The 16021-nt window shown below is 58.5% G+C and carries 12 protein-coding genes; 2 read left to right on the top strand and 10 right to left on the bottom strand.

Annotation, left to right across the window (positions count from 1 at the left end; genetic code table 11):
- Positions 1–181 precede the first annotated feature (181 nt).
- Together hscA and BMZ66_RS17225 are read left to right on the top strand one after the other, a co-directional pair.
- On the top strand, positions 182–2053 hold the full coding sequence (hscA, locus tag BMZ66_RS17230) for a Fe-S protein assembly chaperone HscA (protein WP_092676500.1): 1872 nt from the start codon (positions 182–184) through the stop codon (positions 2051–2053).
- 47 nt (positions 2054–2100) lie between these two features.
- On the top strand, positions 2101–3483 hold the full coding sequence (locus tag BMZ66_RS17225; RefSeq protein WP_092676497.1) for an O-antigen ligase family protein: 1383 nt from the start codon (positions 2101–2103) through the stop codon (positions 3481–3483).
- Here the strand turns inward: BMZ66_RS17225 and BMZ66_RS17220 are convergent.
- From BMZ66_RS17220 to rplQ, 10 genes are all read right to left on the bottom strand, one after another.
- Positions 3389–3937, bottom strand: coding sequence for a hypothetical protein (locus tag BMZ66_RS17220; RefSeq protein ID WP_143080258.1), 549 nt, complete (start codon positions 3935–3937; stop codon positions 3389–3391). The genes BMZ66_RS17225 and BMZ66_RS17220 overlap by 95 nt on opposite strands.
- A 92-nt stretch (positions 3938–4029) precedes the next feature.
- Entirely contained in the window at positions 4030–7689 is a 3660-nt protein-coding gene (locus BMZ66_RS17215) for a CARDB domain-containing protein (RefSeq protein ID WP_092676491.1), read from the bottom strand.
- A gap of 103 nt (positions 7690–7792) precedes the next feature.
- Positions 7793–8041, bottom strand: a complete 249-nt coding sequence (locus BMZ66_RS17210; protein WP_234795137.1) for an FtsB family cell division protein — start codon at positions 8039–8041, stop codon at positions 7793–7795.
- A 140-nt stretch (positions 8042–8181) separates the two neighbouring features.
- Positions 8182–9453 carry a phosphopyruvate hydratase gene (eno, locus tag BMZ66_RS17205; protein ID WP_092676485.1) on the bottom strand — a complete coding sequence of 424 codons (1272 nt, stop codon included), beginning with the start codon at positions 9451–9453 and terminating at the stop codon, positions 8182–8184.
- A gap of 75 nt (positions 9454–9528) precedes the next feature.
- Positions 9529–10326, bottom strand: coding sequence for a LytR/AlgR family response regulator transcription factor (locus tag BMZ66_RS17200; protein ID WP_092676482.1), 798 nt, complete (start codon positions 10324–10326; stop codon positions 9529–9531).
- Positions 10323–11366 (bottom strand): sensor histidine kinase, encoded by a 1044-nt coding sequence (locus BMZ66_RS17195; RefSeq protein ID WP_092676479.1) that lies wholly within the window; start codon positions 11364–11366, stop codon positions 10323–10325. Before BMZ66_RS17195 ends, BMZ66_RS17200 begins: the two co-directional genes overlap by 4 nt.
- Before the next feature lie 32 nt (positions 11367–11398).
- Positions 11399–13756 (bottom strand): outer membrane beta-barrel protein, encoded by a 2358-nt coding sequence (locus tag BMZ66_RS17190; RefSeq protein ID WP_092676476.1) that lies wholly within the window; start codon positions 13754–13756, stop codon positions 11399–11401.
- A gap of 299 nt (positions 13757–14055) precedes the next feature.
- Positions 14056–14442 (bottom strand): transposase, encoded by a 387-nt coding sequence (locus BMZ66_RS17185; RefSeq protein WP_177204777.1) that lies wholly within the window; start codon positions 14440–14442, stop codon positions 14056–14058.
- Between the two features lie 341 nt (positions 14443–14783).
- Positions 14784–15062, bottom strand: a complete 279-nt coding sequence (locus BMZ66_RS17180; protein WP_143080257.1) for a helix-turn-helix domain-containing protein — start codon at positions 15060–15062, stop codon at positions 14784–14786.
- Between the two features lie 216 nt (positions 15063–15278).
- Complete coding sequence (gene rplQ / locus BMZ66_RS17175) at positions 15279–15881, bottom strand: 50S ribosomal protein L17 (protein WP_092676467.1); 603 nt, start codon at positions 15879–15881, stop codon at positions 15279–15281.
- Between the last annotated feature and the right edge of the window lie 140 nt (positions 15882–16021).

Below are 16021 nucleotides of genomic sequence, written 5' to 3'. Positions count from 1 at the left end.
TATTATAAAATTTTGTCATTTTATACAATTATAATTTTTCTTCTGCGTACTACTCCTGCCCCTACTTGCCTTTCCCAGCCGCGAGGGTTTGTAAGCTACTTTTGCATGGCTTTCCAAGGGAAGCTTTTGTATTTTTCTATTATCCTTTTTCAGCCTGCGAATCTGTTGGCTTTGTGCATCTATGGCTACTGTCTCTATCAACCTTGCCACTGGCACGTTTCAACAAGAAGAAATCATTGTCGGCATCGACCTCGGTACCACCAATAGCCTCGTCGCTTACGTGCACCCCGACAGTCGCCAGCCCGTGGCCATCAACGACCAAGGGCGCGGCAGCATCGTGCCCTCCGTGGTCCATTTCCCGGCCGATGGCGCCGAGCCCGTTGTAGGCAACGAAGCCCGCGAATTCCTCCTCACCGACCCGCAACGCACCATCTACTCGGTAAAGCGCCTGCTGGGCAAAAGCTACCGCGACCTCGGCAACCACGCCGACCAGCTCGGCTATAAAGTCATCGACGACAATTCGGAAGGCCTGGTCAAAATTCGGGTCGAAGACCATTTTTTCTCGCCCATCGAGTTGTCGGCTGACATCCTCAAGGAACTGCGGGCCCGGGCCGAACACGCCCTCAAAACGCCTGTCAACCGTGCCGTCATCACCGTGCCTGCCTACTTCAACGACTCGCAGCGCCAGGCCACCCGCGACGCCGGCCGCCTCGCCGGCCTCGAAGTGCTGCGCATCGTGAACGAGCCCACGGCCGCCGCATTGGCCTACGGCATCGGCCTCGACCCCAGCGACGAGAAAACCGTGGCCGTGTACGACCTCGGGGGCGGCACCTTCGATATCAGCATCCTGCGTATCCAGCAGGGCATCTTTGAGGTGCTGAGCACCAACGGCGACACCTACCTCGGCGGCGACGACCTCGACCGCGTCGTGGCCGAGCACTGGAGCACCACTTTCCAGCTGCCCGCCTCCTTCCACTCCAACCCGCACCTGCAGCAGCAGCTGCGCCTGGCCGCCGAGATGGCCAAGAAATACCTCAGCCAGCACGACGACTTCACCACCCAGCTCACCGACGAAGCTGGGCAGAACACTTCCGTCACACTCACCCGGGCGCAGTTCAATGACCTCATTCGTCCGCTGGTCGAGCGCACCATCACGGCCTGCCGCCAGGCCGTAGCCGATGCCAAGCTGACCACCAAACTCGACGCCGTGCTCCTGGTGGGCGGTTCCACCCGCGTGCCGTTGGTGTACGAAGCCGTGTCGGAGTTTTTCGGCCAACCTGCCAACAACTCCCTTAACCCCGATGAAGTGGTGGCGCTGGGCGCCGCCATCCAAGCCGACATCCTCGCTGGTAACCGGCGCGACGTGCTGCTGCTCGACGTGACCCCGCTCACGCTGGGAATCGAAACGCTGGGCGGCCTGCTCGACCCCATCATTCCGCGCAACTCGAAGATTCCGACCAAGGCCGGCCGCCAGTACACCACCAGCATCGACGGGCAGGTAAACCTGAAAATTGCCGTTTACCAGGGCGAGCGCGACCTTGTGAGCCAAAACCGCAAGCTGGGCGAGTTCACCCTGCAGGGAATTCCGGCCATGCCCGCTGGCTTGCCCAAAGTCGACGTGAACTTCCTGCTCAACGCCGACGGCATCCTGCAGGTGGAAGCCATTGAGCTGCGCTCGAACACCCGGCAACAAGTTGAAATCAAGCCCCAGTACGGCCTGACCGACGAACAAGTAGAGCAAATGCTGATGGATTCGCTGGTGAACGCCAAGGAAGACGTGGCCGCTCGATTGCTCATCGAGGCCCGCACGGCGGCCGAGCAGCTGCTGTACCAAGTAGACAACTTCACGCGCAAAAACCGCCAGCACCTCACCGAGGAAGAAGTAAGCACGACTGCAGCAAAAGTTGAGGTTTTGCGTACTGCCTTGACCGGCTCTGACCGCGACCCCATCCTGAAGGCAATGGACGAACTGGATGAACTCACCCGGCCCTACGCCGAACGAGTAATGAATATCTCCATCCAACAAGCCATGGCAGGCAAAAAAATCGGCTAGCACGAGGTCTTCTTTGCCGTAGTTTTGGCTGCACTAGATTCTTCTTCATGAATTCATCGCGCTACCGCTCGCTATTACTGCTGCTATTTTATAGCTCGCTGTTTAGCCTGCCTTTATCGATTAACTGGGTTGCCGAACGTTGGAATGTGGGCATGATGCTCTTTTCCGAGCCCCTCATGGTCCTCACCGTAGCGGCCGCTGCTGTGGGCGGCCTGCTTGGCTGGGTAGCAGTGCCACGTCTTAATCTACTTGATAAGCTGGTGGGCCTGCATTTCGGTGCCTTGCTCCTGGCCACCGTGTTTTCAACGGACCTGCTGATTTCTGCCAAGTTCTTTATCACGCTGCTGCTCTACGTCTCGTTTGGCTACGGCCTGCCCCGCCTACTCGCACCGACACGTTCCGAATGGCTTGCCGCCGTGGGCTCTTTGGCACTGGGCACGGCTCTGCTGGCAGTCTACGTAGTGGTGCAGCAAGCGCTACAGGGCATTTCCTACCAGCTGTCGTACACCATTGCCGAACCCTTCCTGCTCCACGGTCACACCAATCTCACCGTGATGCTCGAGCCGTTGATTCTGGTCTTAAACATGGTGCTGCTGTACCACACCCGCAACGAAGCCATCTGGAAGCAGGTGCTCACGGTGGTGCTCCTCATTGGCGTGCTCTCCATTGTCGCCTTCTCCTACTCGCGCGCCTCGTATGCTTCGCTGGCAGCTCAGGCAATGCTACTGCTGTTTTACGCGGGATGGAAAACTGGTCGTAAGCTGCTTCTGCCCTGGGCACTAGCCGGGCTGGTAATCTTGACGAGCTGGCAAATGCTGCAGGAAGTACACCCACAAACCACAGCACCTGCCAGCCCGCAGCTCATTACCGAGCTTAAATCCGTGAGCGACTTCTCGCCCGCTAATGAGTCAAATGCTGAGCGCAAAAACCGATGGATTTACAGCCTTAAGCTTTTCAAGCAATACCCCGTGCTGGGTGCAGGCCCGGGCACCTTTGCCGACCGGTACCTTGAGTTTGTTAATAGTACCCCCAATCACTCATCCTACTACACAACCCTGCGGCGGATGAATGCCCACAATCTCTACCTGAGCTGGCTGGTAGAAGCCGGGGCGCTGGGCTTAATTACGGGGTTGCTACTGCTCGGCTACGTGGTGTGGCGCGTACTACGCCGGGCTTTCCGGTGGCCAGCCCCATTGGGGCAAGTAGCTCTATCTGCATATTTTCTGTATTTCCTGATGCATTCCCTCACCCAAGACTTCTGGCAGGAGCCTCGTGTGGTAGTAATTTTCTGGCTGGCAGTTGGTTTGCTGCGCTTCTGGGACGAAGGTTATGCAGCTAGCGCTTCCGTGCCCGGTTGGAAGGCACGGGTTTCGCCTGCGGCACCGGCCGAGGCCCCGGGCGTAGTCCAAAGCTCAGCACAGCCCGTGTAGCGGTATCCCGAAATGTCACTTCTAAAATAGCTGGAGGCGGCACCACTCCCGAATCGGCCGCAAACGTGAAGGCATAAAACATGCGCGAAGAGTTGCCCGCTCCCAGCCGCACGCCTAGTTTGTAGAGCTCAATTTCCTGGCCCCGCCGTTGCCCGCTTTTCCAGAGGGGCTGCGCGGCCTCTTCGAAGCGCTCCAGGCTCACCGCTCGCCGCACTTCCGGAGCCAACCTGCTGTACGCCGTGCTATAGTCGCCGCGCAGCACGGCACGCAAAAACTGCCAGGCCGCCTGCCCCTGTGCCAAGCGGGCGGGCCTGGTAGGTGGGCTGGGCAGCGGCTTCCCGCCTGCCGCCGTCAGCCCTACCAGCAGTGCCAGGGTCCAGCCCAGCAGTGTCAGGCGCCTATGCGGCGATGCGGCCTCTTGCAGCCGTTGCCGAAAACCAATGGGTACATGCATGGTCAAAAGTAAGCGGGGGCAGCTAGCCAGGCGTTTAGCCCAGTCAGCTGCCCCCGCCCCTCAACGGCCTAGGCTAGCGCTTGCTATTGATACTATTCAATAACGACTCTCCGCGTCACGCTCAAGTTCGGTCCCGTGATGCGTAGCGAGTACACTCCCGAGGCCAGGCCTTGGGTAGCTACCTCCGCTCGGTTGGCACGGCCGGCGCTTAGCTGCAGCGGCTGTGAGCGCACTCGCTGCCCCAAGGCGTTGTATAGGTCCATGGTGGCGGCACACGGCGCTCCAGCACCGCTAAGCTCTACGCGTAGGCCGTTGCCCATTGCCACCGGGTTGGGCGCTACGGCCACCGTATAGCCAGCAGTTTGCTCGCGGTTGGCCAGCAGCACCGAAGACACCGTCACGGCCAAAGCGGCCATGTTATTGGTTTCGTCCGACTCGCTCACCACGTTCAGGGGGTCGGCCACAAACAGCACGTAGTAAGCGCCGGGCGTAACGTTACCCGGCACAACGGTTACCAGTTGGCGGTTAGCACTCAGGCCCGCTCCCAAGGCCGCGCCCGCACTGGTGCCCAGCAGCCGGTCGCTCGCATCCAGCACTCGGTTGGTGGAGAGGTAATAGCCCACAGCGGAACTAGCCGCCGGACCAGCACCATGGTTGGCCACGCCGGCACTCAGCGACAAATTACCGCCTGCCGCCAGCGTCGAAGGCGAAGCCCCAATCTGGGTTAGCACCAAGTCTGACTGCGGCGCCACGCCACAGGTCACGGTGGCGTCAAAGCCGGGCGCAACCACGCTGCCGTCGCTGGTAAACTCTACCGTGAGGGCACCGTCTACATTAGTGGCCAGCGTAAGTGGCGGCAATTGGTTGCCTGTGTAAGTACCCAGTAGCGGCGCGTTGGTATTCACGCCGTCATAGATACGCACATAGTCAAACCCCGACTCCAGTAAGAACGAATTGAATACCAGCTGTATCATCCCGCCCGGGGTGGCAGGCCGAATGGTTAGCGAGCCACTGGAGTTATCGGCGTAGTTGTTGTAGCCACCGTTGTCATAAATTGTAGTTGAGCAGGTTGTTACGGTGGCAGTACCCGTAAAGGGCACCAAAGTGCCGGCGAAGGGCCCCAGCACCGTGAGCGACTGCCAGTTCACGTTGTTGTTTTCGTTGGTTTCGGCCACCACGTTCTGCGGGTCCGCCACAAACAGCACATAGTAAGTGCCTGCCGTCGTCCCAGTTGGTATAACCAAGTTCGTCGAGCGGAACGAGCTTTGTCCCGCCGACAGCGCAAAGCCTGTGGTGCTGCTCAGCAGTACGTCGCTGGCATCCCACACCTGGTTAGTCGACAGGTAGTAGTCGACCGAGCTGCTCGGCGCGGTAGTATTGCCTGCATTGTGCACCGCGCAACCCGCCGAGACGCTAAAGCCCGGCGTGACAGGTCCACCCGAAAGCATAGGCTGCTGAATCAACAGGTCGATGCCAGGAGCTACCACGTTCACTTGCTGGGAGGCCACGTTGTTGTTTTCATTGGTCTCAGCCACCACGTTTTGCGGGTCTGCTACGAACAGAATAAAGTAGCTACCCGGAGTGGTCCCAGCTGGAATTACCGGGTTGTCGTAGCGGGCGAAGGACTGATTGGCCCCCAGTGTTCCGCCCGGCGTGGTTAGCATCAAAACGTCGCCGGCGTCCAGCACTGAGTTGGTCGACAAGTAATAGCCTACGGTGCTGCTGGCGGCCGGAGCATTGCCTATGTTGTTGATGTAGCAGCTGGTAGCAATCGCACTGCCCGGCGCCATGGGAGCCGTCGAGACATAAATCTGGGAAATCGTTAGGTCGATGACCGGGGGCACGACTTGCAGCGTAGCAAAGGATAAATTGTTGTTTTCGTTGGTTTCAACCACTTGGTTGAGGTAATCTGCGACAAACAGCACGTAGTAGCTACCAATGGCCGTGCCCGCTGGCACGGTCAAATTAATGTACCGTGACGAAGAGTTTCCACCCGATAAACTTCCGTTGGTGCTTCCCAACAACACATCGCTGGCATCCAACACCGCGTTAGTCGACAAATAATACCCTACCGTGGCTGGGGTTGCCGTGGCGTTGCCTTGGTTGTAGAGGTAGCAAGACGCCGCCGTTGCGCCGCCAGCCGCTACCGATACTGGGCTCAGGTACACGCTTTGGATACTCAAGTCCATCGTTGGAGCCTGCACCGTCAGGAATAGGCTGCGCACGTTGTTCGTCTCGTTCGTCTCCACAACCGCATCTTGCGGGTCTGCCACAAACAGCACATAATAGCTACCCGGAGCGGTGCCCACCGGCACCACCGGATACGCCGAGCGGTAGTTGGTCTGGTTAGCGCCCAGGCTTCCCCCCATCACCGTGCTCAGCAGCACGTCGCCAGCGTCCAGCACCGTGTTAGTAGACAAATAAAACCCCACCGTACTGCTATTGGCGGTCATATTGCCTTGGTTAACGATAGTGGCATTCACCTGCAGCGAGTTACCGGCTACCGTGGAGCTGGGGTACAGCTGCTCGTGCTGAATAATCAAGTCCGTACCGGGAGGCGATATCGTGATGCTTACCGCCGAAACGTTGTTATTCTCGTTGGTTTCATTCACCTGGTTCTGGTAGTCGGCCACGAAAAGGATGTAGTAGGTACCTGGTGCTACGCCCAAGGGAATGGCCGCCGTGCCAGACCGATACTCAGAATAATGGGCCGATAGCTGCGAGCCGTATTGGGAAGTCAGCAGTTGGTCCGATGCATCCAGCGTGGCATTGGTCGAGAAATAGAACCCTACGCTACTGCTGTTGGCCGTGGCGTTGCCCTGGTTCAGGATATAGCACGACATGCTGATGGGGTTGCCCGCCGCCGTGTTGAGCGGCGTAACTCCCGCCTGTTGAATGGTCAGGTCTATGCTGGGCGGCGTTACGGTGATGTTCACGGCCACCACGTTGTTGTTTTCGTTGCTTTCGCTCACCTGGTTCAGGTAGTCGGCGGCAAACAGCACGTAGTAGTTGCCAGGTGCCGTGCCAGGCGGCACCGTAAAGTTGCCGTACCGGTAGGACGACTGCCCCACGGCCAACGAAAAACCTTGCGAGTTGCCGAGCAACTGGTCGGCAGCGCTGAGCACCGCATCAGTAGACAAGTAATACCCCACCGAGCTGCTGCTGGCCATGCTCCCCGATAAGTTGTATATCGAGCAGGTAGACGACAGGCTCCCACCCGCTACCACACTCTGCACCGACAGCCACGCCCCCTGCACCGTGAGGTCCGGTAGCACCTGCGGCGGCACCGTAGTCACGCACTCAATACTCGCGACAAATCCGTTTAGCTCTATCGTTCCGTCCGAAGTCAGTCGCACCGTCAGGGCCCCCGAGGTCGAAGTTCCGTACACCGTGCCCGGTGGGTTGCTGGAACTGAAAACCCCAATTAAGGGCGCGTTCACCCCCGCTCCGTCGTAGATGTACACGGCATCAAACCCGTTTTCCACCGCGAACGAGGTGAACTGCAGCTTGATTTTATTTCCTGCGATGGCCGGCGTAATGGTAGTCGAACCGTTGGCGTAAGCAGAATACGGCCCGTTGGCCCCGCCATTATCATACAGCGTTCCCGAACAGGCTGTAATGTTGGTACTACCCGAATAAGGCAACAAATAGGTTTGTGCGTACAGGCTTTGCGGCCTGGTCACTCCCACAAGTATCAGTAGAATAATAACCCCGGTAATAAACCGCGAAGCGGCAGGGTAGATGTGTTTCATATGAGCAGAAAAAAGAGAGAACTGAATAAATAGCTTTTTGAATAATCAGACTCACAGGTGCCCCATCCCCTTCAAGGGGCAATTATGTAAACCCTGTCATTTGTTATTCGGCGGTGGCCGGCACCAACACAAACACGTCTTCCCCGGGGCGTTTCATCAGGTACCGCTCGCGGGCAAACTTTTCCAGCAGCGCCGGCGAGCTCATCAGTTCGGCCCGTTCCCGCTTCACCACCTCAATGTTGTCGAGGTAATACTGCTTCTCGTTGCGCAGCTCTTTCCACTTTTGGTAAATGTCGAACTGCTTGCCTAAGTCGTTGGCGTCGAACACCAGCATCCAGACCAAGAAGCCCATTCCCGTAAGAAAATAAAAGCTGCGTACAACGCGCAGAACAGGGCTAATGAATGAGGGTAATTGCATCAAGGTAAAGGTAATAGAAACGGCCGATTCAGTATGTGCTGAATCGGCCGTTTGCCCTATTAATAACTAAAGAATTACATTTTACGACCGGGGTAGTACGCCACTTCACCTAGTTCTTCTTCAATGCGGAGCAGTTGGTTGTACTTGGCCATCCGGTCCGAGCGTGAAGCCGAACCAGTCTTAATCTGGCCGGTGTTTAGGGCCACGGCCAGGTCGGCAATCGTGCTGTCTTCGGTTTCGCCCGAGCGGTGGCTCATGATGCTCTTGTAGCCATTGCGACGGCCCAGGTTCACGGCTGCGATGGTTTCGGTCAGCGTCCCAATCTGGTTTACTTTGATGAGAATGGCGTTGGCAATGTTCTCATCAATGCCGCGCTGCAGGCGGTCTACGTTGGTCACGAACAAGTCGTCGCCCACCAGCTGGATTTTGTGGCCCAGGCTCTCGGTGTGCAGTTTCCAACCGGCCCAGTCGTCCTCGTCCATGCCATCTTCGATGCTGATGATGGGGTACTTATTCACCCAGTCAGCCCAATAATCAGCCATTTGCGAAGACGTCAGCTTGTCGCCGGTGCTTTTCTTGAAGTGGTACATGCCATCGGAGTAAAACTCCGATACGGCCGCGTCCATGGCAATCATCACGTCCTCACCTGGGCGGTAGCCGGCCACCTCAATGGCTTGCAGCACCACTTTAATAGCTTCCTCGTTCGACTTGATATTGGGTGCAAAGCCGCCCTCGTCGCCCACGTTGGTGCTCAGGCCCTGCTTTTTCAGCACGCCCTTCAGCGTGTGAAAAATCTCCGAACCCCAGCGCATGGCTTCCGTGAACGATGAAGCGCCTACGGGCATAATCATGAATTCCTGGAAGTCAATCGAGTTGTCGGCGTGCGAGCCCCCGTTCAGGATGTTCATCATCGGCACTGGCATGGTCGAAGCCCCTACCCCGCCCACGTAGCGGTAGAGCGGCATGTTGGCATCGAGTGCAGCAGCGCGGGCCGCGGCCAGGCTCACGCCCAAAATGGCGTTGGCGCCCAGGTTAGCCTTGTTGGGCGTGCCGTCCATCTCTAGCATAATCTTGTCGAGCAGCGCCTGCTCGTACACCGAAAAGCCTACCAATTCCTCGGCAATGCGGCTGTTCACGTTGTCCACGGCCTTGAGCACGCCTTTGCCCATGTACTGGGAGTTATCCTCGTCGCGCATCTCCACCGCCTCGTGCTTGCCAGTGCTCGCGCCCGAAGGCACGGCTGCGCGGCCCATCACCCCCGAATCAAGGGTTACGTCAACTTCTACCGTGGGATTACCACGGGAATCAAAAATCTGGCGGGCGTGAATCTGCGAAATGAAGCTCATAGCGTCTCGGTTTTAGTTCGGTTTAGGTTGCACAAACCTACGCGAATCAGCCGGCATAAGCACAATGCTACCGCATTACCCTTCCAGCCAGCGCCGAAATTCCGGCGTTTGGGCCGCGCTGGTTGTGAGCACAACTTCGGGCATCACACGCAGCTTCACCGCCAGCCGGTTGTTGAAGTAGGGCTCCATCTTCTCCACAAAAGCAATGTTGACCAGCTCCGAGCGGTTCAGGCGGCCGAAGCGGCTTGGGTCGAGCTGCCGTTCCAATTCCGTGAGCGTGCCCGTGAGGGGGTAACGCGTGCCCGCTGCGTCCACCGCGAATGTTACGCCTTCGTCGGCCTGCACGTAGGCCACTTGGTCGGCAGTAAGTATGTAGAGATTATTGCGCATGCGCACCGAAAAGCGCTGCTTATACTGCGGCTGGCTGTTTTGGCGCAGGGCCCGGCTCAGTTCCTGCAGCACTGCGGGGCTGAGTGCGGCTTCCGCTTCGGCAGCGGGCGCCGTGGCGCTAAAGCTGCCTTGCAGCAGGTGGTACTTGTCCAGCGCTTCCTGAAACTGTTCGTAGCTGAAGGGCTTGAGCAGGTAGGCAATGCCATTGCCCCGAAACGCCGACAGCAGAAACTGGTCGTAAGCGGTGGTGAAGATGATGGGGCAGGTCACCCGAAATTGCTCGTAGAGCGCAAATACATTGCCGTCCAGCAGCTCGATGTCGGAAAAGAGCAGGTCGGGCATAGGATTCGTCTGGAGCCATGCCAGGGCTTTTTCCACGCTGCGAACTACGGGCGGGGCCACCTGGGCCAGTCCAGCCCGCTGCAGGAACTCAACGGTTTGGCGGGCCGCCAATTCTTCATCTTCCAGAATCAGGATATTCATTGCGCCACAAGTTGTTGAGGAGTAGACCAGCTGGTGGCCAGTGCCACCAAGGGCACGGCTACTGAGAACGTACCAGCCGCATCCGTTACCAGGATTTCCTGGTTGGTGAGCAGCCGGTACCGCTCGCGCAAATTAGTCAGCCCTGTGCCCATGGAATCCACGGCCGTGCGCTTGGGCCGGCGCGGGTGCACCACCGCGATAGAGGCTGCGTCGGCCCGGATGGTGATGAGCAGCGGCGCGTCGTCGTCGCCGGTGTTGTGTTTAATGGCATTTTCCACCAGCAGCTGCAAGGTGCCAGGGACCACCATCCGGGTGGTCAGGTCCATTTCCGGTGGCAGCTCCTGCCGGAAAGCGTACGCCGACCCAAAGCGGTGCCGAAGCAAATAGATATATTCGTCCACGAAGCGCAGCTCGTCACTGAGGGGCACAAAATCATCGTCCTTGTGCCGAATCAGAAACCGGTACAAGGCAGCAAAGCGGGTCAGGTAGGCGTCGGCTTCGGCCGGGTCGTGCTGCATCAGCACACGCAGCACATTCAGGTTGTTAAACAGGAAATGCGGGTCAATCTGTGCTTTCAGATTGCGCAGCTCGCTTTCAGTTTGGGCCTTTTGGGTGAGCAGCAAGCGCTGCTGCACATCGAAGTATCGTTTGCCGGCCAGCAAAATACCCAACATGCCGTAGCTCTGCGTGTGCTGCATCACGGCGTTTAAAATAACTGGAAAATGCCAGTGCAGCGGCTTTGGGTCTAGTAGCAAATGGTAGCCCAGCCAATAACAGTGCGCGTCGACAAGCACAAACAACACCAGGCCACCAAACAGCGCCCAAGGCTTGAGCCGCGCCAGGGCCAGCGGCAAGAAGCCAAACACCAGCAGATACACAGCCACCGAATCGAGCAGTATGGTGTACAGGATGGTTGCAATAGCCCGCGGTACTACAGTCTGGTGCTGGTAGCTATAGAAAATAATGGGGGCCGCCAACAGCCAGTACACCCCCACCAGTAACAAATCGGAGCGGCAAGGCCGTTGCAACTGCAGCTTCATAGCGCCAGAAAAATAGTGGAAACCGAAAGATGCTACTCTTTATCTGATTTCACGCGGCCCCTCTCCTCGTCTAGCCCCGTGGCGCGTTTGCGGGCGGCCTTCACCTGCTGGTTGCCGAGCTTGTAGCTGAAGCTAGCGCGCACCTGCCGGCTTTCCCCGTAGCTCAGGAAGCTCACGTCCAGGTCCTGGTAGCGCACGGTGCCGCGCTGCTTGCTCGTAAACAAGGCATCATTTAGGCTTAAACGGAGGGTGGCGCGGTCATGAAGCAGGGTTTTCTGCATGCCCAGGTTGAGCGCGCCAAAGCCCCGAAAGTTCACGAGGCCGTTTACGCCCGCCGTTTGGTAGAAGCCCGAGGCTTCAAAACTCAGCCCCTTGGCCAGCTTCACGTTCGACTGTGCGTAGAACGTGGCCGCCGTGCGCCCATTCCGGTAGGTGTCGCCCAGGTATTGGCTCAAGTACTGGTTGTGGAACACGTTCACGCCGGCATAGCCCGTCATCAGCTTCCCCAGGTTCAGTGGGAAGTTCAGCGTCGCACTGTAGCGCTCCAAATGGTCCAAATTGGCGGTCGTGGAATACACGACGCTGTCCTCGGTAGCCGTCACCAGGCTAATAACGTCCTTCGTGCGGCTGTACCCAAGTAGCAGAAAAGGCTGCTTATTGTAAGTGAGGGCCAGCTTGTAGTTGTTAGTAAACTGCGGGGTGAGGAAAGAATTGCCGCGTTGAGAGGTATACGGGTCCAGGTACACCACGCTCGGGTTCAAATCTTGGTAGCTCGGCCGGTCAATTCGGCGGCTGTAGGCTAGATTCAGCCCTACGTTTTTGTACACCGTCCGGTCCAGATTCAGGCTCGGAAACAGCTGGCCATATTGCCGCGCCACGGTGCGCTCGTCGGCCTTGGAAACGGCCAATGTATTAGTCCACTCCCCGCGCAGCCCACCCTGCCAGCTAAAGCCAAAGTGCTGCCCCTCCACTTGCGCATACCCTGCGCGGATGCTCTCGGTGTAGCGGAAGTCATCGGTCCGCTCGTTCTGTCCACCCAGCAGCTGCACTACGCTGCCAATGGTAGCCTGGCTGGTTTTCACCCCTAGCGCGCCCTTGAGCCCCCCTGCCAGCGTCCGGCGGTAGTCCACCTTCCCCGAGCGCAGGTTAATGTCCGTGAGCTGGTCGTTGCGAAGCTGCTCTACCCGCCGTCGGCTTTCCGAGCTCACTTCGTTCACCACCCGCCCGTAGCTGTCCGATTGGTAACGGGAATAATCTGCATCGGCCGCCAGTTCCTGGCCCAGCGTGTCGAGCAGCACCTTGTAGTTTAGGTTGGCTGCATACGAATCGGTAAGGCGCCGCGTGTTGTTAGTTATTTGCACCCGAGCGCCGGTGCTTGCCTCCGTTTGGTTTTCGCCAGCTATTTCCGTGCGGTTGGTGTAGTCGTTGAGCAGCACGCCGAGTGTCTGCCGCTTAGTCAAACTATAATCGCCCCCTAGGCGCAGCGTTTGCACATTGGCCGTGCGCGGCTGGTAGCTGGCCTGTTGGTAGGTTCCTTCGGCCTCCTCGGCGTTTCGCACCGTATTCAGCTGCTCATACGTCTTGCGGTGGGCATAGCTGTAATTGCCAAACACATTCACCCGCTTCGTGCGGTGGTTCAGGTCCAGCGTGCTGCTTGCTTTGCCAAACCGCCCATATCCCGCCCCCAGCGTCAGGCTGCCGTTAGTACCCAAGTCGGCGTTCTTATTCAGGATAATGTTGATGATGCCCACATTGCCCGCTGCGTCGTGGCTGGCACCAGGCTGCGTCAGCACCTCAATACGCGCAATGCTGCTGCTCGGAAAATCCTTGAGTACGCCCACCACATCCGTGTACTGCGTTGTTCGGCCATCAATCTGAATGATGACGCCCTCCCGACCCGCCAAATTTATCCGGTTGTTCATCACCACCAGCCCCGGCACCTTTTCCAGCGCCTCCAGCGCCGTGGCTCCAGCTGTTAAACTACCCGCCACGTTCACAACCATCTTTCCGGCTTGCATCTCCAGCAGTTGTTTGCGGCCTACTACCTCCACATCGCCCAAGGCCTGCGCCTCCGCCGCGAGCACCAGGTCTGGCAGCCGCAAGCCAGCAGCGCCCAAGGTAAACGCCTCACTCCTCCCCTTTGCAAATCCCACTGCCGTCGCCACCACCCGATACATCCCAGGCCGCACCGCTTCCATTTGGTATTCGCCTTTCTCATCTGCTCGCACGGCTAGTACCATCACCGAGTCTTTCGCATTGAGCAATGCCACCGTCGCAAACAACACCGGTGCCTGCTGCCTATCCCTTACCCGGCCCGTTATGGTTGCCTGTTGAGCAAAGCTGCTCGCGAATGAAAAAGTGATAAGCAGAAGCGTAAACAAAGCTTTCATGATGGCGTGTGTTGAGTAATGAGATACCCAAAACACGCTTCCCGAACACGCTGTACTAGGTCACATTTGTCGAACTCAATGAGAAACTCAATGAGTCAATGCAAATGGGCGTCGAATAAAATGCCATACAGTGGTGAATTGGTTCGGCTACATCGCCCACCCGACTTGACCTCACCCCTGGCCCTGCCGGGTACGACCCCTGTCCCGTAAAGTGGGGAGCTAAGGCGTCATAAGGGTAGCGCGGACTTTTAGTCCGCGAGGGGTTAAGAATTTTTGCGGTCAACTTGCGGACTAAGCAGTCAAGCAAAAGTAATCGTGTATTGTTTTCCGACGCTGCAGAGGACGTGTTCGAGCCGTTGCAGCAAGGTGAGGTCCGTCGCATAGTCTTGGGGCCGAATCCAGTAGTGCTTGCAGCGGTGCCAGAGCAGTTCGATGTGGTTGAGTTCGGGGCTGTAGGGCGGCAGGAACAGCAGCCGCAGGCCGGCGGCGGCCCACCGCTGGTGGCAGGCTTGCACGAGGTTCGCCTTGTGCACAGAGGCATTGTCGAGCACGAGCACGGTGGGGCCGGTCAGCTGCTGGCAGAAGTCGTCGACGGCCAACACGAACAAGTCGGCCGTCAGGCTGCCCTCCCGCAGGTAGGCCTGCAAGGGCTGGCCGGGGGCATGGGCCTGCCAGAAGCCCAGCACGGAGTGCCCGCCCCCGCACGGCGGGCAAGCCGACCGGAGGCTGGCCCCGTCGCTGCCAGGCGTACGGCACGGGGGCCAGGCGCGAAAAGCGGCACTCGTCGACGTACACCACCGCCCCTTCGCCGCGGGCCTCGGCGCGGTGCAAGGCGCACAGCTGCTGGGCAGCGGCAAACAAGTCGGCATTGCGCTGGCCCCGCAAGCTGCGACGGCACCGTTTCCAGCGGTAATTGGCCTGCCGCGCCATCCGCCGCAAGGTGCTCACGTGGAGCTTGATGCCCCACGCCCGGCGAATGGCAGGCACCCAATCGCGCAACTGTTGCGTCGCCTCCCCCAGCCAGGCACTACTTTTCTTTAACCACGCGGGGCAGCTTGGGTGGCCGGCCGGTGCGTTTTCCTTCGGCCAACCCCGCCACCCCGTGCGCTTGCCAGTCGCGCAGCCAGCCGCTGACGGTGTTGTAGCCAACGGCAAACAAGGCCGCTAATTGACCGATGCCACTGCCCCGGTGGTGCCCCAGCACCGCCTGCGCCCGCCGGTGCATCCGCGGATGCGGGCCACGAGCAGCAGCCGCTTCAAGCGTCGTGATTTCGGCAGCGGTCAGGTCAAGCGGGGCGAGGAACACCCCCGAAAGATAGATGAAGCTCGTCACACGATTACTTATGCATCACTGCTTAAGAGTCCTCGCTACTATAGTCCGGCTCCCCTCTCCCCGGGAGAGGGGTCGTACCCGGCAGGGCTAGGGGTGAGGTGCCGCCAGAAGCGACCTAGAACCCTACTCGCACAAAAAAAGGGACGCACCTCACGGCGCGTCCCTTTCATTCGTAACAGTTAATGCTAATTAAGCACCAGCCTCGTCAGCCTTAGCTTCATCGCGACTTTCGCCTTCTTTAACGGTCTCAGTAGCGGTATCAGCCGGAGCCGACGTCTCAACTACCGCAGCAGGAGCAACAGCTTCGCCGCTTACTTCGGTAGCCGAAGTAGCAGCAGCATCGCCAGTAGCTTTCTTACCACCACGGCTGCGCGAGCGGCGGGTAGTAGTAGCCTTTTCAGCAGCGGCCGACTTAGCATCCAGTAGGGTCTCGTTGAAGTCAACCAGCTCGATGATGCACATCTCAGCGTTGTCGCCCAGACGGGTATCGCTCAGCTTCAGAATGCGAGTGTAGCCACCGGGACGGGTAGCAATTTTGCTCGAAATGTTACCGAACAACTCCTTAATGGATTCTTTGTCCTGCAATGCAGCAAACACCATACGACGCGAGTGCGTAGTGTCTTCCTTCGACTTGGTCAGCATGGGCTCCACGTACTTGCGCAATGCCTTAGCCTTAGCTACGGTCGTCGTGATGCGCTTGTGGAGGATGAGCGACGAAGCCATGTTCGACAGCATCGCGTGACGGTGGGCGGTAGTCCGGCCCAGGTGGTTGATTTTTCTTCCGTGTCTCATTGGACGCTTGAAAAGATGTGCACTTGCGGGCGGCGACCACGGCGGGCCTTGATGGCCTCATTAGAACCGCTGCCCCTTGGGCGCACTGGTAAAAAATAAAAGGTTTATACAAAGCGAATGGCTGAACCGCTGGCCACCGA

Source organism: Hymenobacter arizonensis, from assembly GCF_900115775.1.
Classification (GTDB): Bacteria; Bacteroidota; Bacteroidia; order Cytophagales; family Hymenobacteraceae; genus Hymenobacter; species Hymenobacter arizonensis.
This window is presented reverse-complemented; position numbering and strand designations above follow the sequence as displayed.

Coding starts and splice junctions, on each gene's coding strand:
- hscA (WP_092676500.1), top strand. CDS start 182: ATGGCTACTGTCTCTATCAACCTTGCCACTGGCACGTTTCAACAAGAA.
- BMZ66_RS17225 (WP_092676497.1), top strand. CDS start 2,101: ATGAATTCATCGCGCTACCGCTCGCTATTACTGCTGCTATTTTATAGC.
- BMZ66_RS17220 (WP_143080258.1), bottom strand. CDS start 3,937: ATGCATGTACCCATTGGTTTTCGGCAACGGCTGCAAGAGGCCGCATCG.
- BMZ66_RS17215 (WP_092676491.1), bottom strand. CDS start 7,689: ATGAAACACATCTACCCTGCCGCTTCGCGGTTTATTACCGGGGTTATT.
- BMZ66_RS17210 (WP_234795137.1), bottom strand. CDS start 8,041: ATGGGCTTCTTGGTCTGGATGCTGGTGTTCGACGCCAACGACTTAGGC.
- eno (WP_092676485.1), bottom strand. CDS start 9,453: ATGAGCTTCATTTCGCAGATTCACGCCCGCCAGATTTTTGATTCCCGT.
- BMZ66_RS17200 (WP_092676482.1), bottom strand. CDS start 10,326: ATGAATATCCTGATTCTGGAAGATGAAGAATTGGCGGCCCGCCAAACC.
- BMZ66_RS17195 (WP_092676479.1), bottom strand. CDS start 11,366: ATGAAGCTGCAGTTGCAACGGCCTTGCCGCTCCGATTTGTTACTGGTG.
- BMZ66_RS17190 (WP_092676476.1), bottom strand. CDS start 13,756: ATGAAAGCTTTGTTTACGCTTCTGCTTATCACTTTTTCATTCGCGAGC.
- rplQ (WP_092676467.1), bottom strand. CDS start 15,881: ATGAGACACGGAAGAAAAATCAACCACCTGGGCCGGACTACCGCCCAC.